Source organism: Mesorhizobium sp. M0968, from assembly GCF_040319065.1.
Lineage (GTDB): Bacteria > Pseudomonadota > Alphaproteobacteria > Rhizobiales > Rhizobiaceae > Mesorhizobium.
Genome location: NZ_JAMYNL010000001.1, coordinates 148,932 through 172,865, shown reverse-complemented (window position 1 = coordinate 172,865; position 23,934 = coordinate 148,932). Strand labels below are relative to the sequence as shown.

The 23,934-nt window shown below is 63.6% G+C and carries 27 protein-coding genes, 1 tRNA gene and 1 pseudogene; 15 read left to right on the top strand and 14 right to left on the bottom strand.

The features are described from left to right. Position 1 precedes the first annotated feature (1 nt). Together NKH67_RS00850 and NKH67_RS00845 are read right to left on the bottom strand one after the other, a co-directional pair. Positions 2-1,477 carry an FAD-dependent oxidoreductase gene (locus NKH67_RS00850; protein WP_352471469.1) on the bottom strand — a complete coding sequence of 492 codons (1,476 nt, stop codon included), beginning with the start codon at positions 1,475-1,477 and terminating at the stop codon, positions 2-4. Position 1,478: 1 nt separating this feature from the next. Continuing rightward, on the bottom strand, positions 1,479-2,531 hold the full coding sequence (locus NKH67_RS00845; protein WP_352471468.1) for a hypothetical protein: 1,053 nt from the start codon (positions 2,529-2,531) through the stop codon (positions 1,479-1,481). Between the two features lie 232 nt (positions 2,532-2,763). Here NKH67_RS00845 and NKH67_RS00840 point away from each other — a divergent pair, with 232 nt between their 5' ends. Both NKH67_RS00840 and NKH67_RS00835 read left to right on the top strand, forming a co-directional pair. After that, positions 2,764-3,033, top strand: coding sequence for a hypothetical protein (locus NKH67_RS00840; protein WP_352471467.1), 270 nt, complete (start codon positions 2,764-2,766; stop codon positions 3,031-3,033). A gap of 24 nt (positions 3,034-3,057) precedes the next feature. Further along, positions 3,058-3,494, top strand: a pseudogene (locus NKH67_RS00835) (YqaA family protein). A gap of 199 nt (positions 3,495-3,693) precedes the next feature. Here NKH67_RS00835 and NKH67_RS00830 read toward each other — a convergent pair. The 3 genes from NKH67_RS00830 to NKH67_RS00820 form a co-directional block, all read right to left on the bottom strand. Then, positions 3,694-4,467 (bottom strand): sulfite exporter TauE/SafE family protein, encoded by a 774-nt coding sequence (locus tag NKH67_RS00830; protein ID WP_352471466.1) that lies wholly within the window; start codon positions 4,465-4,467, stop codon positions 3,694-3,696. 224 nt (positions 4,468-4,691) lie between these two features. Next, a complete protein-coding gene (locus NKH67_RS00825; protein ID WP_352471465.1) occupies positions 4,692-5,579 on the bottom strand; it encodes a DUF1259 domain-containing protein in 888 nt (295 codons plus the stop codon). A gap of 92 nt (positions 5,580-5,671) precedes the next feature. Further along, complete coding sequence (locus NKH67_RS00820; protein ID WP_352471463.1) at positions 5,672-6,355, bottom strand: hypothetical protein; 684 nt, start codon at positions 6,353-6,355, stop codon at positions 5,672-5,674. A gap of 196 nt (positions 6,356-6,551) precedes the next feature. On the opposite strand from NKH67_RS00820, the gene NKH67_RS00815 reads away from it, so the two are divergent. After that, positions 6,552-7,457, top strand: coding sequence for an alpha/beta fold hydrolase (locus NKH67_RS00815; protein ID WP_352471462.1), 906 nt, complete (start codon positions 6,552-6,554; stop codon positions 7,455-7,457). Here the strand turns inward: NKH67_RS00815 and NKH67_RS00810 are convergent. Together NKH67_RS00810 and NKH67_RS00805 are read right to left on the bottom strand one after the other, a co-directional pair. Next, a tRNA-Arg gene (locus tag NKH67_RS00810) sits at positions 7,452-7,528 on the bottom strand. The two genes, NKH67_RS00815 and NKH67_RS00810, sit on opposite strands and share 6 nt — an antisense overlap. Before the next feature lie 47 nt (positions 7,529-7,575). Continuing rightward, positions 7,576-8,268, bottom strand: coding sequence for a winged helix-turn-helix transcriptional regulator (locus NKH67_RS00805; protein ID WP_352457625.1), 693 nt, complete (start codon positions 8,266-8,268; stop codon positions 7,576-7,578). Positions 8,269-8,607: 339 nt separating this feature from the next. Between NKH67_RS00805 and NKH67_RS00800 the strand changes: the two genes are divergently transcribed. From NKH67_RS00800 to NKH67_RS00785, 4 genes are all read left to right on the top strand, one after another. Continuing rightward, positions 8,608-8,934, top strand: coding sequence for a DUF1330 domain-containing protein (locus NKH67_RS00800; RefSeq protein ID WP_023677873.1), 327 nt, complete (start codon positions 8,608-8,610; stop codon positions 8,932-8,934). Positions 8,935-9,049: 115 nt separating this feature from the next. Beyond that, a complete protein-coding gene (locus tag NKH67_RS00795; RefSeq protein WP_352471461.1) occupies positions 9,050-9,580 on the top strand; it encodes a hypothetical protein in 531 nt (176 codons plus the stop codon). A gap of 120 nt (positions 9,581-9,700) precedes the next feature. Next, complete coding sequence (locus NKH67_RS00790) at positions 9,701-9,991, top strand: hypothetical protein (protein WP_352471460.1); 291 nt, start codon at positions 9,701-9,703, stop codon at positions 9,989-9,991. Between the two features lie 41 nt (positions 9,992-10,032). Then, a complete protein-coding gene (locus NKH67_RS00785) occupies positions 10,033-10,176 on the top strand; it encodes a glycine zipper domain-containing protein (protein WP_198023575.1) in 144 nt (47 codons plus the stop codon). Between the two features lie 72 nt (positions 10,177-10,248). Here the strand turns inward: NKH67_RS00785 and NKH67_RS00780 are convergent, their stop codons facing one another. Next, a complete protein-coding gene (locus NKH67_RS00780; protein ID WP_352451192.1) occupies positions 10,249-11,412 on the bottom strand; it encodes a M20 aminoacylase family protein in 1,164 nt (387 codons plus the stop codon). A 270-nt stretch (positions 11,413-11,682) separates the two neighbouring features. Between NKH67_RS00780 and NKH67_RS00775 the strand changes: the two genes are divergently transcribed. Further along, entirely contained in the window at positions 11,683-12,861 is a 1,179-nt protein-coding gene (locus NKH67_RS00775) for a D-alanyl-D-alanine carboxypeptidase family protein (RefSeq protein ID WP_352471494.1), read from the top strand. 4 nt (positions 12,862-12,865) lie between these two features. Then, positions 12,866-13,993 (top strand): CobW family GTP-binding protein, encoded by a 1,128-nt coding sequence (locus NKH67_RS00770; protein ID WP_352471459.1) that lies wholly within the window; start codon positions 12,866-12,868, stop codon positions 13,991-13,993. A gap of 194 nt (positions 13,994-14,187) precedes the next feature. Here NKH67_RS00770 and NKH67_RS00765 read toward each other — a convergent pair whose 3' ends face one another. The 5 genes from NKH67_RS00765 to NKH67_RS00745 form a co-directional block, all read right to left on the bottom strand. Beyond that, a complete protein-coding gene (locus tag NKH67_RS00765) occupies positions 14,188-14,463 on the bottom strand; it encodes a sulfurtransferase TusA family protein (RefSeq protein ID WP_352471458.1) in 276 nt (91 codons plus the stop codon). 5 nt (positions 14,464-14,468) lie between these two features. Further along, a complete protein-coding gene (locus tag NKH67_RS00760) occupies positions 14,469-15,797 on the bottom strand; it encodes a L,D-transpeptidase family protein (protein ID WP_352471493.1) in 1,329 nt (442 codons plus the stop codon). 210 nt (positions 15,798-16,007) lie between these two features. Beyond that, positions 16,008-16,958 (bottom strand): acetyl-CoA carboxylase carboxyltransferase subunit alpha, encoded by a 951-nt coding sequence (locus NKH67_RS00755; RefSeq protein WP_352471457.1) that lies wholly within the window; start codon positions 16,956-16,958, stop codon positions 16,008-16,010. A 99-nt stretch (positions 16,959-17,057) separates the two neighbouring features. After that, the gene (locus tag NKH67_RS00750; RefSeq protein WP_352471456.1) at positions 17,058-17,966 is read right to left on the bottom strand and encodes a site-specific tyrosine recombinase XerD; all 909 of its coding nucleotides are present in this window, start codon (positions 17,964-17,966) and stop codon (positions 17,058-17,060) included. Next, positions 17,963-18,112 (bottom strand): hypothetical protein, encoded by a 150-nt coding sequence (locus tag NKH67_RS00745; RefSeq protein ID WP_023677884.1) that lies wholly within the window; start codon positions 18,110-18,112, stop codon positions 17,963-17,965. Before NKH67_RS00745 ends, NKH67_RS00750 begins: the two co-directional genes overlap by 4 nt. Before the next feature lie 156 nt (positions 18,113-18,268). Between NKH67_RS00745 and NKH67_RS00740 the strand changes: the two genes are divergently transcribed. The 4 genes from NKH67_RS00740 to NKH67_RS00725 are packed head-to-tail and all read left to right on the top strand — an operon-like array spanning position 18,269 to position 21,753. Beyond that, on the top strand, positions 18,269-18,871 hold the full coding sequence (locus tag NKH67_RS00740) for a shikimate kinase (protein WP_352471455.1): 603 nt from the start codon (positions 18,269-18,271) through the stop codon (positions 18,869-18,871). Beyond that, positions 18,868-20,010, top strand: coding sequence for a 3-dehydroquinate synthase (gene aroB / locus NKH67_RS00735; RefSeq protein WP_352471454.1), 1,143 nt, complete (start codon positions 18,868-18,870; stop codon positions 20,008-20,010). The genes NKH67_RS00740 and aroB overlap by 4 nt, the downstream gene beginning before the upstream one ends. Next, a complete protein-coding gene (locus NKH67_RS00730; protein ID WP_352471453.1) occupies positions 20,007-20,903 on the top strand; it encodes an HlyC/CorC family transporter in 897 nt (298 codons plus the stop codon). Before aroB ends, NKH67_RS00730 begins: the two co-directional genes overlap by 4 nt. A gap of 40 nt (positions 20,904-20,943) precedes the next feature. After that, a complete protein-coding gene (locus tag NKH67_RS00725) occupies positions 20,944-21,753 on the top strand; it encodes an alpha/beta hydrolase (protein WP_352471492.1) in 810 nt (269 codons plus the stop codon). Between the two features lie 2 nt (positions 21,754-21,755). Here the strand turns inward: NKH67_RS00725 and NKH67_RS00720 are convergent, their stop codons facing one another. Further along, positions 21,756-22,058 carry a BolA family protein gene (locus NKH67_RS00720; RefSeq protein WP_352471452.1) on the bottom strand — a complete coding sequence of 101 codons (303 nt, stop codon included), beginning with the start codon at positions 22,056-22,058 and terminating at the stop codon, positions 21,756-21,758. Positions 22,059-22,191: 133 nt separating this feature from the next. Between NKH67_RS00720 and NKH67_RS00715 the strand changes: the two genes are divergently transcribed. Together NKH67_RS00715 and cobS are read left to right on the top strand one after the other, a co-directional pair. Next, on the top strand, positions 22,192-22,821 hold the full coding sequence (locus NKH67_RS00715; protein WP_036238769.1) for a J domain-containing protein: 630 nt from the start codon (positions 22,192-22,194) through the stop codon (positions 22,819-22,821). Positions 22,822-22,944: 123 nt separating this feature from the next. Next, positions 22,945-23,931, top strand: coding sequence for a cobaltochelatase subunit CobS (cobS, locus tag NKH67_RS00710; protein WP_352451201.1), 987 nt, complete (start codon positions 22,945-22,947; stop codon positions 23,929-23,931). Positions 23,932-23,934: the final 3 nt, after the last annotated feature.

Genomic DNA, 23,934 nt, shown 5'->3' with positions numbered 1-23,934 from the left:
TTCACAATGTAATCTGGGCAAGCGGTTTTCGGGCAGGGCCGTGGATGACCGAACCGTCGGCGGCGAAGATCGAGCCGTGGCAGGGACAATCCCAGGTGTGGTCCGCATTGTTCCAGGTTACGGTGCAGCCCTTGTGGGTGCAAATCGCCGAAACCGCCTGGAGTGCGCCTTCGGTGTCTCTCCACGCCGCAATCTTTTCGTCTCCCCTGACGATCACGCCGCCCATACCAGGCGCAATGTCGTGGGTGCTCGAGACGATCGATTGACTGCGGCCGTTCTTGTGGAAGTCCTCAGGATAGGGCCGGGCCGGATCGTAGAGTTTTTGCCATGGGCTCGGGCGGCCGCAGATCAGGTCGGCGATCATCTCGCCCACGGCCGTCCCGTTGGTGATGCCCCAGGCGTTGAAGCCCGTGGCAATGTGGAAGCCGGCGGCCTTGGCGGGATAGGGTTCGCCGGCATATGGGATCCTGTCGGCCGTATCATAGTCCTCATTGCACCAGCGCCAGGCGACGTCGCCGACCGGAAGGTTCTTTCTTGCCCAGTTTTCCAGTTCGACAAACCGCTTGGCCACGTCGCCGTCCCAGCCGGTGTTGAACTTGGGGCCGAGCGTGACCAGCAGTGGCCCTTCGGCATCACGGCCCGTGCGGATGGAATGCGTCGGGTCGTCGATGCCGATGAACATGCCGTCGACAGGGAGGGGATCGTCGATCCGAAAGGCCATGGCGGTGTGGCAGCGCGGTTGCGTCCGGTTCGCCATGCCGACGGGGCTCTTCACCGTCATGTTGGTGGCGACGACGACGTGCCCGGCATCAACGGCGCCGCCATCGGTGACGACGCGCCAGCGACTTGCCTCGTCGATCGAGGTGGCGCGGCTGTTTTCGAAGATCCGACCGCCACGGGCCGTCACCGCTTCCGCCAGGCCAACCAGATACATCGCCGGATTGAACTGCGCCTGGTCGGGGAACCGTAGCGCGGCGGCCGTTACGAAAGGCAGCGGCGCGCGGTCGAAGATCTCGGCCTCCAGCCCGACCTGGCGCGCGGCCTCCGCCTCGGCCGCAATCTCCGCGCAGCGGCTTTCACTGCAGGTGTAGGTATAGGCGTCCTTGCTCTCGAAATCGCAGGCAATGGCGCAGTTGTTAACCCAATCGCGGATTTGGCGCGCGCCGGCGGAATTCGCATCGGCATAGGTCTGCGCCAGGTCCCGGCCAACGCTGTCGATGAGATGACGATAGATCAGCGCATGCTGCGTGGTGATCTTGGCCGTCGAGCGGCCGGTCACCTGGCCGCCTGTGCGCAGGCCTTCGAGGACGACCACCGACCGGCCCGCCTCGCAAAGCCGAAGCGCCGTCGTCAGCCCGACAATTCCAGCACCCACGACAACGGCGTCCGCACGGATCGAACCTTCGAGCTGGGGATAGTTCGTGGAGGCGGCTGCCGCCACCCAACAGCTTCCCGGTTTTCCCAAGAGAATGGCCATTTCAACCGCGCCCCTTGCGTCTCCATGCACTTCCATCGACAACCGCGCCGGCGGAGGAACGTTCCCGAGCTTGGTCGCTTTCAATCATTGTCTCGCCACCCCGGGTCAGAAAAGCGCCGGGAAGGTGCGAGGTGCAGGCCATCACCCAGGTGATCGCCTCGCGGTCGTATTCGTCGCCGGAGCGCCAGTCCTCGAAGAAGGCGTTCAGCCTATCGACACGCCCCGGCCAGATACCGGCGGCCTGCAGGCCGAGCGAAACGCCGTAATTGGTGAAGGCGAACTTGGTATCGCGCAGCCATGGCGCGCGGCTGAAATAACCGGGCGGGTCGACCCACATCGTTTCCAGGGTTCGCAGCGAACGCCTCGTCTGGGCCTCGGCCCACGGCTCGTCGGGAGAGAAATGGGCGAGCCACAGCATCATGCCGAGGCCGAGGTCCTGGTCGATGTCGAGGCTGCGCCAATCGCGCTCCATCAGGGCACGCATCTGCGCGATCTCGGGCGCCAGTTCCTCGTCGTCGAGCATTCGGTAAGAGACGTAGCCGTCATAGGCATCCATGCTGCCGAGGCCGTAGCCGGGGTAAGGACCGCTCAAATCCTCCTGCATCTTCCAGATCACGCCGCGGCCAGGGACCACAAATGCCGGGTGAATGTCCCGCGCCAGCGCAATGCCGCGCTTGCGGTATTCCGGCTTCAGATCGCCGAGACGCGCCAGGGCGAACAGCCACATCGCCAGATAGTGGAAATACTGGCCGTCGCGATCGGCCGCTTCGCCGATCCTCAGTCCGCGCCGGCGGCCGAGCACACGCTCGACATCGGCGACCAGCCGCTCGGCCTCGTCCAGCCAGCGCTCTTCGCCAGTTTCCGCATAAAGCGAGACGTAGAGCACGACCCCGAATGCATCGGTCCACAGATACCGCAAGCCGTTGGGCCAGATGCCTTCGCCGCGCATCCAGTCGAGTTTTTGCAGGACATAATCGACGTCACGCAGCATCGCGCCAAGGCCCGAATCCACGGCAGACTTTGCCGATGTTCGGTTCCATGCGATTGCGGGCATGCGGCATATCTGCCTCCGCTCCGGTTGGCCTTAGCCAGATACCGCGAAACGATCTGATCGGCGGCAGGTTCCTTGGCCGCTTTCACCGGCGCGACCCTCACGATTCTCGCGGAGACTTTGCAGGCTGAAGGAACAGCAGAATTATGATGCGCTGCGCTGGCCACGGATCGGTATCGCAACTGACGCTGCGCCGGAGCCCTTTAAGGTCGCCTGCGGTCTGGCTGCGGGGACGTTGGAAATCGTCGACACACCGGCCGGCGAGCGGACGCGGCTGACCATCGATCGCCAGGCCGACGATCTGGCAGCGACGGTGATCATCGACCGGCCCGGCGGGCCGGAGACGCTTCGCCTCGAACCTGTCGGCGACAACCATCACCGCCTTGAGAGCACCGTCGCCCCTGCCGAACCGCATGAGTTCCAGGCAGGTCTGGTGCTGACCGCGAAAGATCGCGAACAGGTGCTGCCGTTCAAGATGGTCGAACCCGAAGGTCACCATCATTAGGTCGACTGGCGGATATGCGGTTCAATGACCGATCTCGCGGCCTGTGCTGGTCTGTTCCTGGCGGCCTTGCTCGCCGCTACGATCCTGCCGATGCAATCGGAAGCAGTGCTGGTCGAGCTCGTGCTTGCGGATTACTCGCCCTGGCTGCTCATCGGAGTCGCGAGCGTCGGCAACGTGCTTGGATCGGTGATCAACTGGCGGCTCGGGCGAGGCATCGAGCGCTTTCGGGGCCAACGGTGGTTTCCGATGAACCAAGCGCAACTGGACCGCGCGCAAGTGTGGTATCGCCGCTATGGAAAGTGGTCGCTCCTGCTGAGTTGGCTGCCGGTTGTCGGTGATCCGCTAACCGTCGTCGCGGGCGTCCTGCGCGCGAGCCTTTTCGGGTTTTCCTTTTGCTGGTCACTGCCGCCAAGGTCGGCCGCTATCTGGTTCTTGCCGCCGTGACCCTGAGCGCGATCTAATCTCACGAAGCCTCTCGAAGCTGAGCTGGTTAGGTCGGCTGGTTCGAAGAGCCTTGTATGATGCGCGCGGACGGGAAGCGCTAGCTCTTTTTGACGGCGACCTTGTCGAGGGCTGCGCGCAGGCCTTTTGCCAGCTTCTGCGTATCGCGCGACCGGTCAACCAAGCTACGGCGCAGCGCTCCAGCCAACATCGACATTGTTAAGACATTCCTGTGGCCGCGCGCCAGGCCTGCACAACGAAGCTGTGCTGGTTCCAGATCATCAGCGCTCCACTCACAGCCATGAGCGCGACCACAAGGCCGCGGAACTGTCGTCCACTTAGGCGTTCGAGCCAGCGCTTGGCCAGCAGATTGGCAAGCGCAGCGCCCAAACCCGCGGCTGCGCCGTACATGACCGCCTGACCACCGAGCGCGCCGAGTCCGGTGAATACCGCGATCTTGACGACATCGGTCACAAACGAGTTCACCGATTTCGTGGCGACCAACGTCTCCTTCTCCGAACCGTAGTTCAGATAGAGCGAATTCAAGACGGGTCCCACCGTGCCCATCAGCGCCGACAACAGCGCGACGATCAGGCCGGCCGGGAGGAACCACCAGCGGCGGGCTCGGTAGCTCCGCTCGCGCGCGCCGCCGCGAAATTCCCAGACTGCACTGATCAGATAGATCCCTATGAGTATCTGGAGCCATTCCGCCCGACTGTTGGCGAAGAGCCAGGAGCCCGCAGCGGCACCGGCGATGGCGCCGGGCAGGTACCAACGGACCAGGCTCCAATCGATGTCGCGCCGGAAGGCCAGGGCGCGGATGGGATTGCCGATGAGCTCGGTCAAGGTGATGACCGGCGCAACCGCCGCGCTCCCTGTGATGAAAGTCACGGCGGGGATCAGCAATAGACCTCCGCCTCCGGCCGAGAGGGTGTTCAGTGTCCAGGTGAGGAACCCCGCCAACGCCAGGAGGCCTAGTCTAATCCAGTCCATCCGATCAGAACGAAGCGGACCTTTGATCGTTCCGAACGCGTTAGTTCGCAAAAGCCCGGCCCGCCCCTTGAGTCTCGTGTGCGATGGAAAGGTGATCTCAGGCGCAATGCTGGTGGCGGAGAGACGCCGTGCCAGAGAACCATTCCCGAGGCGGCGGGAAGAAGGCCGACGATCGCTCCGAGTCGGCCGAACTCCGCCGTTGGACGCGCGCGCGGACGCCCAATCTAGCTCTTTTTGACGGCGACCTTGTCGAGGGCTGCGCGCAGTCCTTTCGCCAGCTTCTGCGCATCGTCGTACGCCCAGAAATGCATGAAGAAGAGCCGCGGTTGCTCATCGAGCATGTGGCTATGCAACGCGGTGATCTCGATGCCGTTATCCAGCATGGCTTTGATAACCGGATTGACCTCCTTTGCTGTCAGCACAAAATCACCCGTGATCGCCGCCTTGCCGCCACCTGTCGATTGGAAGTTAATCGCTATTGCCGAGCCCATGGCCGCCGGCACTTCCATTCCATTTTCCTCGACCGGCTCAGCGCGCGAGATCGTGAACTGGTAGACCGCGCCATTGGCCTTACCCTTATAACCGATGGTTTGGTCGACACCGGCCGTGTCGAACTCGATCTGTGGTGCGGCTTGCGGCTGGGCGCCGCCTCCCATCGGTGTTTTGCTCAGCGCCAATCCGGCATGAAGCGCTGTGGCGAGCGTAACCGGGTCGCCCTGGCCGAAGACGTGCATGTAGAGTGTCATTGGCTCCGCGCGCAGCAAGTGGTTGTGTACCGCAGTGATCTCGATCCCGCTTTCTTCAAGCTTCTTCATGACCGGGTTCACCTCGTCCTGCGTCAGAACGATGTCGCCCATAACCATTGCCTGATCTCCCATGGGTTCGAACGCAATCCAGCCTCCAAGCGCAAATCCGGGTTTCAGGGCCACGCCGTCGAGCGAAACCTTCAGGTCCGTTCGCGGCAGCCCGACCCGGTAGACGCCATCAGGCGTCTCGGTTCCGGATTTGCCGAGCGCCTTAGCGATTGTTTGCCAATCGGGTGCCGCCGATGCCGGTTGGAGCAGCGCCGACATCGCGATCAGCATTGCTCCGGTCACGAGTTTTGCATGCATGGGATTTCTCCTTGTGATCTGCCCCCCAATTTGTCATGCGGCTGCTGGCTTCGTGGCGGGAGGGTCGGCGCCGCGCATGATCGCGGCAATGATTACGATCGCCGGGTCGCGCTCGAGCCCATTTTTGGATCGGGCTCGCCGGCATATGGAATCCTGTCGGCCGTATCATAATCCTCATTGCACCAGCGCCCCACGACGTCGCCGACCGGAAGGTTCTTTCTCGCCCATTTTTCCAGTTCGGCAAACCGCTTCGCCACGTCGCCGTCATAGGCATCCATGCTGCCGAGACGGTAGCCGGGATATGGGCTGCTCAGATCCTCCTGCATCTTCCAGATCACGCCGCGGCCAGGGACCACAAATGCCGGGTGAATGTCCCGCGCCAGCGCAATGCCGCGCTTGCGGTATTCCGGCTTCAGATCGCCGAGACGCGCCAGGGCGAACAGCCACATCGCCAGATAGTGGAAATACTGGCCGTCGCGATCGGCCGCTTCGCCGATCCTCAGTCCGCGCCGGCGGCCGAGCACACGCTCGACATCGGCGACCAGCCGCTCGGCCTCGTCCAGCCAGCGCTCTTCGCCAGTTTCCGCATAAAGCGAGACGTAGAGCACGACCCCGAATGCATCGGTCCACAGATACCGCAAGCCGTTGGGCCAGATGCCTTCGCCGCGCATCCAGTCGAGTTTTTGCAGGACATAATCGACGTCACGCAGCATCGCGCCAAGGCCCGAATCCACGGCAGACTTTGCCGATGTTCGGTTCCATGCGATTGCGGGCATGCGGCATATCTGCCTCCGCTCCGGTTGGCCTTAGCCAGATACCGCGAAACGATCTGATCGGCGGCAGGTTCCTTGGCCGCTTTCACCGGCGCGACCGGGAACCCTCGACCTGATCATGAGTTTCGGATCCAGGCGCTCACAACGGGATGCGGGGGTTACCAGTCATTTTCGGAGCCTTTCGATCGAGGAGGCAAAGTTGCGACACCGCCAAATCAGAGTTGACGGAATTACTGTCTTCTTTCGCGAGGAAGGCCCGGCCGACGCTCCGGTGCTTCTGCTGCCGCACGGCTATCCCTGTTCGTCCTATCAGTTTCGAAGGCTGATGCCCGGACTGGCTGATCGCTGGCACACGTTCGCCCCGGATTTTCCTGGCTTCGGCTACAGCGCTACGCCCGACATGGCTGCATTCGGCTACGATTTCGAGACCTATGCCGGGTTTTTGGCGGCTTTCGCGGACGCGCTCGGCCTGTCTCACTATGCGCTCTGGCTGCACGATTACGGCTCGCAGATCGGATTGCGCCACGCCATCGCCTATCCGGAGCGCGTTGCCGCGCTTATCATCCAAAACGGCGACATCTACGAAGACGTGCTCGGCCCGAAATACGCAGCCATCAAGGCGTATTGGAACGACAAGACGCCCGACAAGCATCGCCCGCTGGAAGAAGCGGTGAGCGAGGAGGGCTTCCGGCACGAGTTCATCGGTGAGGTTGGCGAGGCCGTGGCCGAGCGCGTGCCACCGGATCTGTGGAAACTCCATTGGCCTCTGATGGACACGCCGCCCCGTCGGCGGCTTGCGGTCGGCCTGATGGAGAAGCTGGAGGCGAACCTCAACTGGTTCCCGAAATACCAGGCTTATCTGCGCGAACGGCAACCACCGACACTGATCGTCTGGGGTCCCGAGGATGGCTATATGCCGGCCGCATCGGCCCGCGCCTACAAGCGCGACTTGCCGCAAGCAGAGCTCCATCTCCTCGATGGCGCCGGCCACTGGCTACTGGAAACCCATTTCGATGAGGCGCTTGCGTTGGTGCGCGACTTCCTCGCACGCGTTCACAGCCGAGCACCGACGCGACCGTCAGGTAACCAGTTGAAAGCGTGGTGATCCCGACAGGAATCGAACCTGTGACCTACAGATTAGGAATCTGCCGCTCTATCCTACTGAGCTACGGGACCACGCGGCCCGACACATAACCGCTTCGGGACGTTTCGCCAAGAGGCAGCTAGGCCGCTCGCTTGGGTTCGACCGCGAACGGGCTCAGGCCGAGCCAGGTCTGCATTTTGCGCGCGATGTCCTGGTCGCCCGTCAAGATGACTTTCGGCCCGGCCTTCTCGACGGTGATCAGCCCCATCCAGATTTCGGTCATGGTGTGCAGGTCGGTCGAGACGTAGAGATCGACATCGAAGCCCGGATCGTACCAGCAGAGGTCGACCTCGCCGTGCTTCTCGACGATCAGCCACCATGACCGCTTGGAGGCGGGGAGCTCCTGATACAGAAATTGTATCACCGTGCGCCCGTCGGGCAGCGGCGACGCGTTGAGATTGCGCCGCATGTCCCACATCAGCAGCGATGGATCGAGGTTCTTCAGCGACAGCCGCGACTCGACCCATTTCTGGCCCCAAAAACCCATCGCCTCGACGACGGAACGGAGATCCCTGCCTGCCTCGGTCATCCGGTATTCGAAGATGCCTTTCTCGCCGCGCACCTCCTTGCGCTCGACGATCCCGGCCAGTTCGAGCTCCTTGAGCCGTTGCGACAGAAGGGTCGGCGACATTTTGGGGACGCCGCGGCGCAGATCGTTGAAACGGGTCGAGCCCGCCACCAATTCGCGAAGCAGAACCATGGTCCAGCGGGTGCACAGCACCTCCGCGGCCATCGATAACGGGCAGAACTGTTTGTATCCGGACTGGGTCACGATGTTGCCTTCCCCTCAAACTCCGCCGGAACCATAGGCCTTTCCCAGCGACGCGGCGAGTACAGAAACTGTACCGGCCCAGTGCGGTGGAATCGAAGTTCCTGCTTTCTGGGTGGCATCAGCGTTAGGAACTTCAAATCCAAAACCACACTGGAAATCCAAGCACTTGCTGGTGTGGCTTTTGAATCCGAAATTCGCTCGCTGCGTAGCTCCAAAGTGAATGCGAATTTCGGATTCGCCACACCAGTACAGATCGGGGACTGGCTGGCGCGACCCTTGCCATGCGACCCCTCTGCCGCTGCACGGGATACCCCTGTGCACGACCAGGAGACATGACCCATGACCGCTTACGTTATCGCAGACATCAAGGTGAGGGACCCGAAGTGGATGCCGGCCTATGCCGCGTCGGTCCACGACCTCGTTCACAAGCACGGCGGCAGATATCTGTCGCGCAGCGGCAATGTGAAGACGCTCGAAGGCAAGCCGCTCGACACGACGCTGATTGCCTTGATGGCGTTCCCGACCGAGGCCGCGGCGCGCGCCTTCACCGACGATCCTGCCTACGCGCCGTTCGTTTCGGCCCGTCAGGGCGGCAGCGACAGCCGTTTCCAGCTGATCGACAACTCCGATCTGGCCGGAACCATCCCCTATCTGCCGAAGGGATGATCGGCATTCGTCGCATCGGGACAGGGATCTCCCAGCAACAACAGCCACAGCGCCCACCTGCCGGACCTCCTTACTTCCGGCGGCCGGCCGGGCTGTGCTTTTCAAGAAGAATGGAATGACTATGACAATCAACTTTCGCAACAAGTTCCTCGCTGCCGCGGCGCTGCTGTCGGCCTGCACCGCGCTGGCGCAGGCGCATCAGGCAGCGCCCGCGCCCGGTCCCAATCCGCTGGCCGACAAGGTACGCGCGGCCAACAGCCGCTTCGAGAATGTGGCGGCGGCGACCGCCGAGGGCTACGCGCCCATTCCCTGCGCCAGCGGCATCACCGGCGGCGCCATGGGCATCCACTATGTCAATCCCGGCTACCTCAAGGACGACGCGGTCGATGTCGCCAAGCCGGAAGCGGTGATGTACGAGCCGATGGCCGACGGCACGCTAAAACTGATCGCGGTCGAATACATCACCTCGAAAGGCCCGGCCTCGCTCGATGGGCATCTGTTCAACTTCAACAGCGCCCCCAACCGCTACGGCCTCGGCCCGTTCTACGAGCTGCATGTCTGGGCCTGGAAGGGCAACCCGACCGGCGCGTTCGCGGACATGAACCCGAACGTGTCGTGCGAACCGACGACTGCTGTCAGCCAGTAAGCAGCCGAGCCAGGCGGCGCCAACGCCGCCTGGCCGAATGTGGGAGCAGGCCCCAAAGAGGTCGGGATAGCGGAACTTTCGGGACGCCGGCGCGCTTTAGTGTCCCGAAGGAGACACCGCATGAGCGCCACCAAAGAGTTCTTTCAAACGTGGCTGCAGGAGAATGTCGGCAATTTGCCGGCCGAGAGCGAGGTGAGCGTCGCCGTTCTGGCGCAGCAATTCGAGCAGGACGCCGACGCTGCCGGCTATGGCCACGAGGTTCGCGAAGACGAACTCGGCAATATCCAGGAGGCGATCGAGGCAGCCCTGAAGAAGGCGAGGACAGGCGAAGAGCCGCAGGCTGCCGACGACAATGAGCTGGCGCCGGTCATGGAGGCGCTGGAGGTCGAGGATCCGAAGAGCGGACCGTAGCGGTTGCGGCTCTTCCCTTCCACGCTACATGACCGGGCATAATGGATGCCAAACACCTCACACTCGGCGTCGTGATCGGCGTGGCTATCGGCGTCGTGTTGGACAACATTGTTGCGGGCATCGGTATAGGTATTGCTCTGGGCATTGCCTTCGGCCTTGCCCGGAAGTCGTCCGGCCGGAAGTGACCAGCAGAACATGTCCTGCCCGGTTTTGCCGCCCAGAGGTGCGGCGGTTGCCGCACCGCCGATGCCGAATGGCTACGCCGCCAGCGCTGTTTCCGCCAGCTTCACCCAATAGCTCATGCCGTGCGGGATGACCTCGTCGTTGAAGTCGTAGGCTGGGTTGTGCAGGCCGGCGGTATCGCCGTTGCCGATGAAGATGAAGGCGCCCGGCCGCGCTTCAAGCATGTAGGAGAAATCCTCGCCGCCCATCACCGGCTGGATGGCGCGGTGCACATGGCTGTCGCCGGCGACGTCGGCCGCGATGTCGCTGGCAAAGACCGTCTCTTCCGGATGGTTGAAGGTGACGGGGTAATTGGCATTGTAATCAACCTCGATTGTCGCGCCGAAGGCAGCGCCCAGGCCTTGGCAAAGTGCGCGGATGCGCTCCTCTGCCTTCTTGGCGACTTCCTTCTTCAGCGTGCGTACGGTGCCGGCGATCTCGGCGGTCTCGGGAATGACGTTATAGGCGTCGCCGGCATGGAATTTCGTCACCGAGACGACCACCGCCTCGACCGGATCTGTGCTGCGCGAGGCGATCGTCTGCAATGCGCCGACGAGTTGGCTGGTGATGACGATCGGATCGATGGTGCCGTGCGGCATCGCCGCGTGGCCGCCCCGGCCCTTGACGGTGATGGTGAATTCGGCGGTCGCCGCCATGATCGGGCCCGGCCTGATGGCGAACTGGCCGACCGGCAGGCCCGGCATGTTGTGCATGCCGAAAACCTTGGAGATACCGAAGCGCTCCATCATACCGTCCTTGACCATCTCGTTGCCGCCGCCGCCGCCTTCTTCGGCCGGCTGGAAGATGACCGCGACGGAGCCGGCGAAATTGCGCGTTTCGGCGAGGTATTTGGCGGCACCCAACAACATAGCGGTGTGGCCGTCATGGCCGCAGGCGTGCATCTTGCCGGGGACGGTCGAGGCATAGGATTTGCCGGTGATCTCGTTGAGCGGCAGGGCATCCATGTCGGCGCGCAGGCCGATGGTCGACCCTTCGCCGTGGCGGCCGCGGATGATGCCGACGACGCCGGTCTTGCCCAAACCCGTCACGATATCGTCGCAGCCGAAAGCCTTCAGCTTCTCGGTGACGAAAGCGGCGGTCTTGAAGACGTCGAAATTCAGCTCCGGCGTCTGGTGCAAATGGCGGCGCCAGCCGGCCACCTCGTCCTGCATTTCGGCGGCTCGGTTCAGGATCGGCATGATGGTTCCATTTCGCTGTTGGAGCAGGCGGTCTTGGCCTGCTGCTTTGCAATTGTGCCTGCTGCCTTGCAACCATGCACGCTGCTTTGCATTGTGCTGCTGCTTCCACATTGTGATCGGCAGCACTTTGCCATGTTGACGTCACATAGAGTAAATAGCACCGCGACTGTGGTCCGGGAACAGAGGGCCGGACCATTATCCTGGCGATCGTGTAACGAAATCTTACGGAGCCAGGTGCGACTGCGGCAAGAGGCTATTTCGGTTTTCATGATGCGCTACAGGCATTTCCTCAGACTGTTGGTGGCGGGCACGGTGGTGCTTGCGTCGCTGGCCGGGCCTGCCTTGGCCAATCCGACAATCCTGTTCGACCTGAACAGCGGCAAGATCCTGCAGCACAAGGAGGCGTTCAGGCGCTGGTACCCGGCGTCGCTGACCAAGCTGATGACCGCCTATGTGGCGTTTCGGGCGATTGCCGCGGGCGAGGTCCAGCTCGATTCGCCGATCAAGGTAACGAAACATTCCGCCGGCGAGCCGCCGAGCAAGATGGGCTTCAAGCCGGGCTCGGTGATGCGGTTGGACAATGCGCTGAAGATGATGCTGGTCAAATCGGCCAACGATATCGCCATGGCGGTCGGCGAGAATATCGGCGGTTCGCAAGCGGCTTTCGCCGAGCGCATGAACGCCGAAGCGCAGAGGCTCGGCATGAGCGGGTCCCATTTCGTCAATCCGAACGGGCTCTATTCGCCGGACCAGTATACGACGGCGCGCGATCTCGCTTTGCTGGTGATGGCGATTCGCAAGGAATTTCCGCAATATGCCCCCTGGTTCTCGATCGAAGGCCTTGCCGTCGGCAAGAAGGCGATCTCCAACTACAACCTGCTGATCGGCCGCTATCCGGGTGCCGACGGCATGAAGACGGGTTTCGTCTGCTCGTCCGGTTTCAACATGATCGGCTCGGCGACCCGCAACGGCCGCACCCTGGTCGCCGTGGTGCTCGGCGAACGATCGGCAGTCACCCGCGCCGAGGCGGCGGCAAAACTGCTCGACCAGGGTTTTGCAACCCCGGCGCCGAGCTGGCTGACGGTCGCGGCGCTGCCCGCCTATGGGGACACCATGTCGGCCAACGACATGAATGACGAAATCTGCAAGAAGAAGCCGGTCGAGGAGCAGTCGGAGGCCGCCCCCGCGGTCGGCGACAAGGGCAAGGACGTGCCGAAATCGCCCTATCAGGAAAAGCTCGACCATGTGCCGACGCTGATCGCCGTCGGCCTCGGCGGCGCCACGGGGCCGAAGCCGAAGGCGATGGTCGACGCTTCCGGGCAGGAATATGCCGACGTGCCGCTGCCGACATGGCGGCCGGACCGGGCGCCGCCGGCCGGCGCCGAGCCAGTTGTGGCCGGATCCGCCACCGCCGCGCAGGTCCAGCAGCCGGCCAAGGCGCTGAACTAGCCGCATGGCCGGCTTCCCGATCCCCGTTTCGGTGCTCACCGGCTTTCTCGGTGCCGGCAAGACGACGCTGCTCAACCGGCTGCTCCGGGATCCGGCGCTCGCCGACACCGCCGTCATCATCAACGAGTTCGGCGAGGTGGCGATCGACCATCTCCTGGTCGAGCAGGCCTCCGACGGCATCATCCAGCTCTCCGACGGCTGTCTCTGCTGCACGGTGCGCGGCGAGCTGGTCGACACGCTGGCTGACCTCGTCGACCGGCTGCAGACCGGCCGCATCGACCGGCTTGCCCGCGTCATCGTCGAGACCACCGGGCTCGCCGATCCCGCCCCCGTACTGCAGTCGATCATGGCACACCCCGCCCTGGTCCAGGCCTTCCGGCTCGACGGCGTCATCACCCTGGTCGATGCCGTCAACGGCAATGCGACGCTCGATGCGCATGTCGAGGCGGTGAAGCAGGTGGCCGTCGCCGATCGCATGGTGCTCAGCAAGGCCGACCTGACCACGGATGCAGGCGATGTCGAGGCGTTGCGGGCGCGGCTCAGGCAGCTCAACCCGGGCGCCGTGGTGCTCGACGCGGGCGAGGCAAGCACCGCGACCCTGTTCGATAGCGGCCTCTACAATCCGGCCACCAAATCCGTCGATGTGCAGCGTTGGCTGGGCGAACAAGCCGGCCACGACCATGACCACGGCGGGCATGATCACGACGGGCATGATCACGACGAGCATGACCATGCCGACCATGATCACCATGACCACAGGCACGATTCCCGTGTGCGTTCGTATTCGCTGGTTCATGACGGGCCGGTGCCGTTTTCGGCAATCGAGATGTTCCTCGATCTGTTGCGCTCGGCGCATGGCGAGCGCCTTTTGCGGATGAAAGGCGTCATCGAGCTTGCAGAAGACCGGTCGCGGCCGCTGGTTATCCATGGCGTGCAGAAGATCCTGCATCCGCCGGTGCAACTGCCGGCCTGGCCGGACAGCCAGCGCGGCACCAGACTGGTGCTGATCACGCTCGACATGCCCGAAGACTATGTCCGGCGGCTGTTCGCCGCCTTCACCAACCGGCCGTCGATCGACACGCCGGATCGCGCAGCACTGGAAAGCAACCCGCTGGCTATTGCCGGATCGTGATCTCCCCCCTTGAGGGGGAGATGTCGCCGAAGGCGACAGAGGGGGTCGCCTCGGCTGGCGCGACCCCCTGTGGGACGAAAGAAAAGGTTGGCGCTTCACGCGCGGCAACCCCCTCTGGCCTGCCGGCCATCTCCCCCTCAAGGGGGGAGATTATCCCGCTCAGCCGCTTTCGCCAGAACGAGCTAAGTCGAGACTCAGTCGATCCCGCGCTCGACCAGGAAGCGGTGGCCGCCTGCCATCGCCGTCGTTTCGATCAGCCGATGGCCGCTCTCGGCGCAGAAGGCGGGAATGTCGATGACGGCGAGCGGGTCGGTGGTTTCGAGCCACAGGCGGCTGCCCGGCTGCATTGCGGCCAGGCGCTTTTTTGCCTTGAGCACGGGCAACGGGCAGTTCAAGCCTTTGAGGTCGTAGACGGCAGCGGGGCTGGTTGAGGGCCTGTCTTCCTGGCCCCCATCTTCCTGTTCAAGCATGAACCTCAGCCGCCAAACATGCCGAGCAGTTTCTTCTTCAGCCTTGTCGCCGTGCTTTCGGCGTCCGCAGCCTGCGTTTCGGCGACCGGAACGGCCTCCGCGGATGGCGCGACGGTTGCGGTCGCGACAGGCGCTTCGGCCGCCGACTTGGCAGCATCCTTTTCGGCCAATGCCTGCGCCTTGGCGGCTTCCTTCTCGGCCAGGGCTTGCGCCTTGGCTGCCGCTTTCGCTGCCTTCGCCGCTTCTATCGCGGCAAGCCGCTGTTCCTCGGCCTTCTGCTTGGCAGCCTTTTCGGCGTCGAGCGCTGCCATCTTGCGGCCCGCCGGCGAATCGATGCGGCCCATGCGTGCCGTTTCGGCCACGGTGCCGTCCGGGTTGAGCGAGGGCGGCTCGATCGGCACGCGTTCGCCGCGCGCACGCCGTTTCGACCAGTCGGAAACGATGCTGGCTTCCTTGATCCCGGCGATGGTCGGCTTGGGTGCCGGCACGCTGGCCTTCATGGCGCCGTTGAAGGCCGCCTCATAGGTGCTTTGATAGGCGTTGATGGCGCTCTTCAGCGAATCGGGCTGGGTGGTCACAGGGCAAGCGCCGGTCGGATTAAACGTCGAGCCGTCGGCCGCTACCTGGTTGAAGACGTAGCGCTTCTCGCAGACGTCGACTTTCGGCGGCACCTTGGTGACCTCGAAATTGTCGTAGCCGACCTTCAGCATCTTCCAGAATTCGTAGTTCGGATCGTTGCGATAGCGCGCCATGTTGGCTGCGGTCATGCGGAACGGAAAAGCCTGGATCTGGAACTCGGTCTGGCCGCCCTGGAAGGCGTCGCGGCCGAAAGCGTAGATCTGCTCGATCTGGGCGTCGGTCATCGAATAGCAGCCGGACGACGAGCAGGCGCCATGGACCATCAGGTTGGAACCGGTGCGGCCATTGGCGCGGTCATAGGCGTTCGGGTAGCCGATGTTGAAGGACAGGTGATAATTCGACCGCGGGTTCATCTGTGCCGGGCGGACCGTGTAAAAGCCTTCCGGCGCCTGGCGGTCGCCTTCGGTGAACTTCGGTCCGAGCTTGCCCGACCATTTGCAGATGTCGTAGCTGGCGACCAGGTCGTAGCGGCCGTTGGTCTTGGCCTTCCAGATTTCGAGCTTGCCTTCTTCCTTGAAGATGCGGGCCATCACCGAAGAGGTGCGGACCATTCCCTTGGCCGTCATCTCGGCCAGGATCTTGTCCGGCAGCGGCTTGTTGGCTTGCGGCGCAAAATCCTTCATCGAAGCGTCATTGCAGCCGGCGACGCCGATCGCAGCGATCAGAACTCCGGTGCGGGCAAGCTTGGCAAACATGGATATGGCTATCGTCTTCATCTCTGCGCCGCGGATGCCGCAGCTGCTAAACCGACCGCTGACGGACCTTAAGCCCGTTAACCTTGAAAATTCCTTACCGCAAGCATGCGGCGCGTCCCCTTACGTTAAGCTCACTGAGCCGAATGCAGCGGCATTTTTGTGGCGAAACTGGTTCACGCCGCCACATTTCAGGCCGCGTGCCTGCGTTGGTTACAGATTGCGGCCCATCGCCAGGTATTTCTCGCGGCGATGCTCGCGGAAGTCGGTGTTGGCGCCGGAGAATTCCTTCATCGTCCTGGCGATGAGGTCGCCGGTGGCGGCGATCACCGTTTCGGGGGCGCGATGGGCACCGCCGAGCGGCTCGGCGATGATGGCGTCGATGATCTTCAGCTCCAGCAGGTCCTGCGCCGTGATCTTCATATTGGTCGCAGCATCCTTGGACCGCGTGGTATCGCGCCACAGGATCGAGGCGGCGCCCTCCGGCGAGATCACCGAATAGATGGCGTGTTCGAGCATGTAGACGCGGTTGGCGGTGGCGATCGCTATAGCGCCGCCCGAGCCGCCTTCGCCGATCACCACCGAGATCGACGGCACCTTCAGGCCAAGGCAGGCCGAGGTCGAGCGGGCGATGGCTTCCGCCTGGCCGCGCTCTTCGGCGTTGACGCCGGGATAGGCGCCGGCCGTGTCGACCAGCGTCAGCAGCGGGATCTGGAAGCGGTCGGCGAGTTCCATCAGCCGCACCGCCTTGCGGTAGCCCTCCGGCCGCACCGAGCCGAAATTATGCTTCAGCCGGCTTGCCGTATCGGAACCCTTCTCCTGGCCGATGATCGCCACCGGCTCGCCGCGAAAGCGGGCGAAGCCGCCGACGATCGCCTGGTCCTCGCCGAAATTGCGGTCGCCGGCAAGCGGCGTGAAATCGGTAAGCAGGCCCTTGATGTAGTCGATGCAATGCGGCCTGTCCGGATGGCGCGCCACCTGCACCTTCTGCCATGGCGTCAGCGCCTTGTAGGCGTCGCGCAGCGCATCGCGCGAGCGCTTCTCGAGACGGGCGATCTCATCGCCGACATCGACCGCCTCGCCGTTCTCGGCAAGCTTCTTCAGCTCAAGGATCTTGCCTTCGAGATCCTGCACAGGCTTTTCGAAATCGAGGTAATTGTACATTCTTGGGCGAACCGGCAAGTCGGAAGGCAATGACTGACGCAAGCCCGAAAATGCAGGCTGGGCGCGGTGGAGCGTCGTTCTCACATAGCGACATGACGCCTAGTCGGCAAGCGGATGATGATCGTTGACCAGATGCACCAGCCGCTCCTCCAGCACATGCGTGTAGATCTGCGTCGTTGAAATATCGGCATGACCGAGCAGCTGCTGCACGGCCCTGAGATCGGCGCCGTTCTGCAAGAGATGGCTGGCGAAAGCATGGCGCAGCACATGCGGCGATATCTTCGCCGCGGCAATGCCGGCCCGTGCGGCAAGCGCTTTCAGCTCGCGGGCAAAGACCTGTCTCGAGAGATAGCCGCTGTCGGCGGCGGCCGGAAACAGGAACGGGCTGTCGGCAAGAGCCGGCACCGCCGCCCGGGCGGCAAGCCAGGTCCGCATCGCCGTGCGCGCCTTGGCCGACAGCGGCACCATGCGCTCCTTGTTGCCCTTGCCGCGCACCATGAAGAAGCGGTCGTCGCGCTGCGCCACCGTCACGGGAAGGCCGACCAGCTCCGAAACGCGCAAGCCGGTGGCGTAGAGCACCTCGACCAGCGCGTGCAGGCGCAGCGCCGCCAGCCTGTCGGCGCCATGCATGGAGGCCTCCTGCGCGGCGCGGTCGAGCAGCCGGCCGGTATCGGCTTCGCTCATCGTCTTCGGCAGCGGCCGGCCCTTCCTCGGGCTGTCCAGCGTGCCGGTCGGATCGTCGCCGCGCAGGCCCTCGGCATAGAGAAACTTGAAGAACTGCCGGATCGCCGACAATTTGCGCGCCTGCGAGGTGGCGGCAAAGCCGCGCGCGGCGATGTCGTCGAGATAGGCACGGATGTCGGCGCTGGTGGCAGCGGCAAGCCCACCGCCGATCCCGGCGGAAGCGTCTTCGAGGTCGCGGCGATAGGAGGAAAGCGTGTTTTCGGCGGCGCCGCGCTCGGCGCTCATCATCTCCAGGAAGGCTTCGATGCGAGCGGCGCTGTTCATTTTTTGGGATTGAGCTTTTCCGGAGGGATACGCACGCTCATTTCCGCCTTCCTCGGCTCGACGAACATGACCAGGGCGAACATCGCGCCATAGACAATGCCGGCCAGAATCGCGAGCGTCACGACAAAGCGAAACAGTGTTGGCATTAATTTTCGCCCGTCGTCTTATTCTGCATTTCCAACCCTGTGCCCTTATGAGACGCCAATCCGGCCAATTCAAGGGTGAAGCCCATAGTCCCGGTTGCGCCGCGCTTGACGCAAACAGGCTTTTGATGTCGATACCGCCAAAGAGGCCCTAGAAGCATGAACGCGCTACCAGCAAATCCTCCGGGCGAGAGCCATGCCGCGCTGCTCGGCCGGCTGGGCGGCCGTTCCATCGTCTTTGTCGGGCTGATGGGCGCCGGCAAGACGGCGATCGGCCGCAAGGTGGCGGCGATGCTGGCACTGCCCTTCATCGACAGCGACCAGGAGATCGAAAGCGTCTCGCGCATGAGCGTCCCGGACCTGTTCGAGCGCTATGGCGAGGCGGAGTTCCGGGCACTGGAGCAGCGCGTCATCCTGCGTGTGCTGGAGCACGGGCCGCAGGTGCTGTCGACCGGCGGCGGTGCCTTCATGAACGCGCAGACGCGCGAGGCGATCGCCAGCCATGGCGTTTCGGTTTGGCTGAAGGCCGAGATCGACCTGTTGATGGAGCGCGTTTCCAAGAAACAGAACCGGCCGCTGCTGAAAAGCGCCGATCCGCGCGCCGTGCTTGAACGGCTGATGGCGGAACGCTACCCGGTTTATGCCGCGGCCGATGTCGTCGTGCCGACCCGCGACGACCGCAAGGAGATCATTGCCGCCGAAGTGGTGGACGCGCTGCGCGGCCATCTTGGCGTTGCCGGCATCGACGAGGTGCGGTCGTGAGCGCTGATGCAACGGTCACTGTCGAAGTCGGGCTTGGCGAGCGTGCCTACGACATTTTGATCGGCCCCGGCCTGCTGTCACGCGCCGGCGCCGAGATCTCGCGCCGTCTGCCGGGAACGCGGGCGGCGGTCGTCACCGACGAAAACGTCGCTAGCGCGCATCTCGCAGCGCTTGCGGCCGGCCTGGCAAGCGGTGGCATCCAACATGCCGTCATCACGCTGCCGCCAGGCGAAAAGACCAAGAGCTTTGCGCATCTCGAGGAGGTGGTCGACGGCGTGCTGGCCGCCAAGCTGGAGCGCGGCGATGTCGTCATCGCGCTCGGCGGCGGCGTCATCGGCGACCTGGCCGGCTTCGCCGCCGGCATCGCGCGGCGCGGCATGAACTTTGTGCAGGTTCCGACCTCGCTGCTGGCGCAGGTCGATTCCTCCGTCGGCGGCAAGACCGGCATCAACAGCAAGCGCGGCAAGAACCTCGTCGGGGTATTCCACCAGCCGAAGCTGGTGCTGGCCGACACCGAAGTGCTCGACACGCTGCCGATCCGCGAGTTTCGCGCCGGCTATGCCGAACTGGCCAAATATGGGCTGATCGACCGGCCCGAGTTTTTCGCCTGGCTGGAAGAAAACTGGCGTCAAGTGTTTGCCGGCGGGCCGGAGCGGGCTGCGGCCATCGCCGAGGCCTGTCGTGCCAAGGCCGACGTCGTTGCCCGCGACGAGTTCGAGACCGGCGACCGCGCGTTGCTCAATCTCGGCCACACCTTCGGTCATGCGCTGGAGGCGGCGACCGGCTATGGCGGCGCAAGGCTCGTGCATGGCGAGGGCGTCGCCATCGGCATGGCGCTGGCGCACCGCTTTTCGTCAAGGCTCAATTTGGCGAGCCCCGACGACGCTGCGCGTGTCGAGGCGCATCTTCGCGCCGTCGGTCTGCCCTGGCGGATGGCCGACATTCCAGGCGAACTGCCCGACGCCGAGACGCTGTTCTCCTTCATCACCCAGGACAAGAAGGTGTCGCGCGGCGCGCTGACCTTCATCCTGACGCGCGGCGTCGGCCAGGCCTTCATCGCCAGGGATGTGCCGGCCTCGGAAGTGCTGGCGTTCCTCCGGGAGAACCATCCGGGTCGGCAGGAAAGCCGGCCGGGATGAGCCAGGCCGGCTGGATCGCGGCTGCCGTGCTCGCCGGCCTCGGCGTGCTGGGCTTCGTCTTGCGCCGGCGCCTGCTCGCCGCCTTCGGCTACGAGCTGCAACGCATGGAGCCGCAGCGCTCTGCGCGCGAGGAACTGCGCGGCGCCGTCGACGATTTCCGCCGCGACGGCCAGGTGGTGCGCGAGGACCGCGCCCGCATCGGCGGCCTGTTCGACCTCGAGGAGCTCGAAGTGTCGGACGTCATGGTCCACCGCACCAATATGCGCTCGGTCAACGCCGACGACCCGCCCGAAGCGGTGGTTCGCGAGATCCTGCAGAGCCCGCACACCCGCATGCCGTTGTGGAAGGGTTCGCTCGACAACATTGTCGGCGTGCTGCACGCGAAGGATCTGCTGCGCGCGCTGAACGAGGTCGGCAACGATTTTTCCAGGATCGACGTGATGAAGATCGCGTCGAAACCGTGGTTCGTGCCCGACACCACGACGCTTCAGGAGCAGCTCAATGCCTTCCTGCGCCGCAAGGCGCATTTCGCCATCGTCGTCGACGAATATGGCGAGGTCGAAGGGCTGGTGACGCTGGAGGACATCATCGAGGAGATCGTCGGCGAGATCGCCGACGAGCACGACATCGACATCCAGGGCGTCAAGCAGGAGGCCGACGGCTCCGTCGTCGTCGACGGCACGGTGCCGATCCGCGACCTTAATCGGGCGCTCGACTGGAACCTGCCGGACGAGGAAGCCACCACCATCGCCGGCCTTGTCATCCACGAGGCGCAGTCGATCCCGGACGAAAAGCAGGCCTTTACGTTTCACGGCAAGCGCTTCGTCGTCATGAAGCGCGACAAGAACCGTATCGCGCGGCTGAGGATCAAGCCGGCGATGCTTGGAGAATGACAGTGCGCACCTTGTGGCAGCCGTGGGCAGTCAGGCGTTGATGAAGATCGATCGGCGAAGCCTGCTTCTGGCGTCGATGGCGGCGCTGCTGCCGGGACAGGCTGCGGCGGCATTGCGGCTGCGTTCGCCGTCGCCCGAAACCTTCGACTATGGGCCGGCCAAGCTCGACATTTATTCCCGCGACGGCGCAAGCGGCCTGCCGGTCGTCTTTTTCGTCCATGGCGGCGCCTGGCGAGTCGGCAACCGCGGCAACGTCAATGCCAAGCCGCAATTCCTGCTCGACAATGGCTTCGGCTTCGTCTCGATCGACTACCGGATGCTGCCCAAGGCCGACGTCGCCACCCAGGCGGCAGATGTCGAACTGGCCTATCGTTACGTCCGCGCCAACATCGCCAGGCATGGCGGCGATCCGGACCGGATCGTCGCCATGGGCCATTCGGCCGGCTGCCATCTCGTCGCATTGACCGGGCTGCGCGGCGGCCTGCCCGGCGTCGCGGCGCTGGTTCTCGACGACACCAGGGCCTACGATCTGGAGGCGCTGGCCAGAAGCGGCGGCATGGCAGGGGTCTATGCCCGCGCCTTTCCCGATCCGGCGCAGTGGCGCGCGCTGTCGCCTGTCACCTACGTCGAAGGCCGCAAGCACCCGCCGACCTTCATCGCCCATTCGCGCGCGAAAGCCCGCGCGGCGGATGCGCAGGCCTTCGCCGGGCGTCTGCGCGCCACCGGAACCAGGGTCACGCTGTTCGACGGCAGCGCCTATTCGCACATGTCGATCAATCGCGACTTCGGCACCGAGGGCGATGCATTGACCGCCGCGGTGATGGCTTTCCTGAGGGCGAGCTTCGGCTGAAATTACCAGCGGGTCTTTTCGCCGGGCGCCGCCGGCTCGATCGCCAGGGCGTGCACGCCGGATTTCAATTCCTCGGCCAGCAATGTGTTGACGGCGCGGTGACGTTCGACGCGGCTCATGCCGGCAAAGGCTGGCGCGACGATGCGGACGCGAAAATGCGTCTCGCCGGTGCCGTCGAAGGTGGCGTGATGGCCGGAATCCACATGATGATGCCCGGCATGGAGATGGCTTTCGTTGATGACGGCCAGCCGTTCCGGCGAAAACGCCTTTTTCAGCTTGTCTTCCATCGTTGCCTGTATGGACATCGCCGCTTCCCTTCACCACATCTATGTCATCGCACAAAATTCGCAATTCGCCGGTTTTATGCCGCGATTCAGCGGTTAGGGCGATCATCGCGAAAATGTCAATTCTTGTTTCGCATCCGCGAACAGCCCATAAATGGGTGAGATGAAGCCGTACCCAAAATATTTCGAGAAGATTCGCATCCGCCCGGAGAAGGACGCGGAGCTGAAGTCGCGTTCGCCGATCTGCCAGTGGGATGGCTGCAAGGAGGCCGGTACCCACCGTGCCCCGGTCGGACGGATGAAGGAAGGCGAGTATTTCCAGTTCTGCTTCGATCACGTGCGCGAGTACAACAAGGGCTTCAATTATTTCTCGGGCGTTCCCGATACCGAGATCGCCCGCTTCCAGAAGGAAGCCATGACCGGCCACCGGCCGACCTGGAAAATGGGCGTCAACGGTGCCTCGACACGCTCCTCGCCCGACTTCGCACAGGCGCGCTCCGGCCGCGCCGGCTACTACAATCGCATGCGCGATCCGTTCGACCTGTTCAAAGGCCCGAAGGACCCGCGCGAAGCACGCGAGCGCAAGGCCAAGCCGCTTGAGGCCAAGGCACTGGAAACGCTTGGCCTTGATACAAAGGCAACTGGCAAGGATATCAAGGCGCGCTATAAGGAACTTGTGAAACGCCACCACCCGGATGCGAATGGCGGCGACAGAGGTTCGGAAGACCGGTTCCGCGATGTGCTCCAGGCGTATCGCGTGCTCAAGCAGGCAGGTTTGTGCTGAGCGACCATACGGTTCGTGTCGCTTTCCAACTTTCATAAGGTTGGAAAAGGCTCTAAGACCGCCCCCGAACAAAATCGATTGCCGGCGAAACGCGGCGTTTCGCTTGTGGAGATGTTGATAGAGATGAACAAGGTCGATCGCGACATCGCCAACCTGCCCGACACCACGGTGTCGGTGAAGGAGACATTCGGCTTCGACTCCAAGATGGTGGTGCCGGCCTATGCGGTGACGAGCGAGCATGTCCCCGACATCGATCCGGACTACCTGTTCGACAAGAACACGACCATGGCGATCCTCGCCGGCTTTGCCTACAATCGCCGCGTCATGGTGTCGGGCTATCACGGCACCGGCAAGTCGACGCATATCGAGCAGGTCGCCGCCCGCCTCAACTGGCCTTGCGTGCGCGTCAACCTCGACAGCCATGTCAGCCGTATCGATCTCGTCGGCAAGGACGCCATCGTCGTCAAGGACGGGCTGCAGATCACCGAATTCCGCGATGGCATCCTGCCCTGGGCCTATCAGCACAATGTCGCGCTGTGCTTCGACGAGTACGATGCCGGCCGCCCGGACGTGATGTTCGTCATCCAGCGCGTGCTGGAATCGTCGGGCCGGCTGACGCTGCTCGACCAGAGCCGGGTCATCCGCCCGCACCCGGCCTTCCGGCTGTTTTCGACCGCCAACACGGTTGGGCTGGGCGACACCACCGGCCTCTACCACGGCACCCAGCAGATCAACCAGGCGCAGATGGACCGCTGGTCGATCGTTACCACGCTGAACTATTTGCCGCACGACAATGAAGTGAACATCGTGCTGGCCAAGGCCAAGCATTATCGCGACGGCAAGGGCAAGGAGATCGTCAACAAGATGGTGCGTGTCGCCGACATGACGCGCTCGGCCTTCATCAACGGCGATCTGTCGACGGTGATGAGCCCGCGTACGGTCATCACCTGGGCCGAGAATGCCGAGATCTTCGGCAATATCGGCATGGCGTTCCGGCTGACCTTCCTCAACAAATGCGACGAGCTCGAACGCTCGCTGGTGGCCGAGTTCTACCAACGCGCCTTTGGCGAGGATCTGCCGGAATCGGCTGCCAATGTGGTGCTGGGCTAAGCA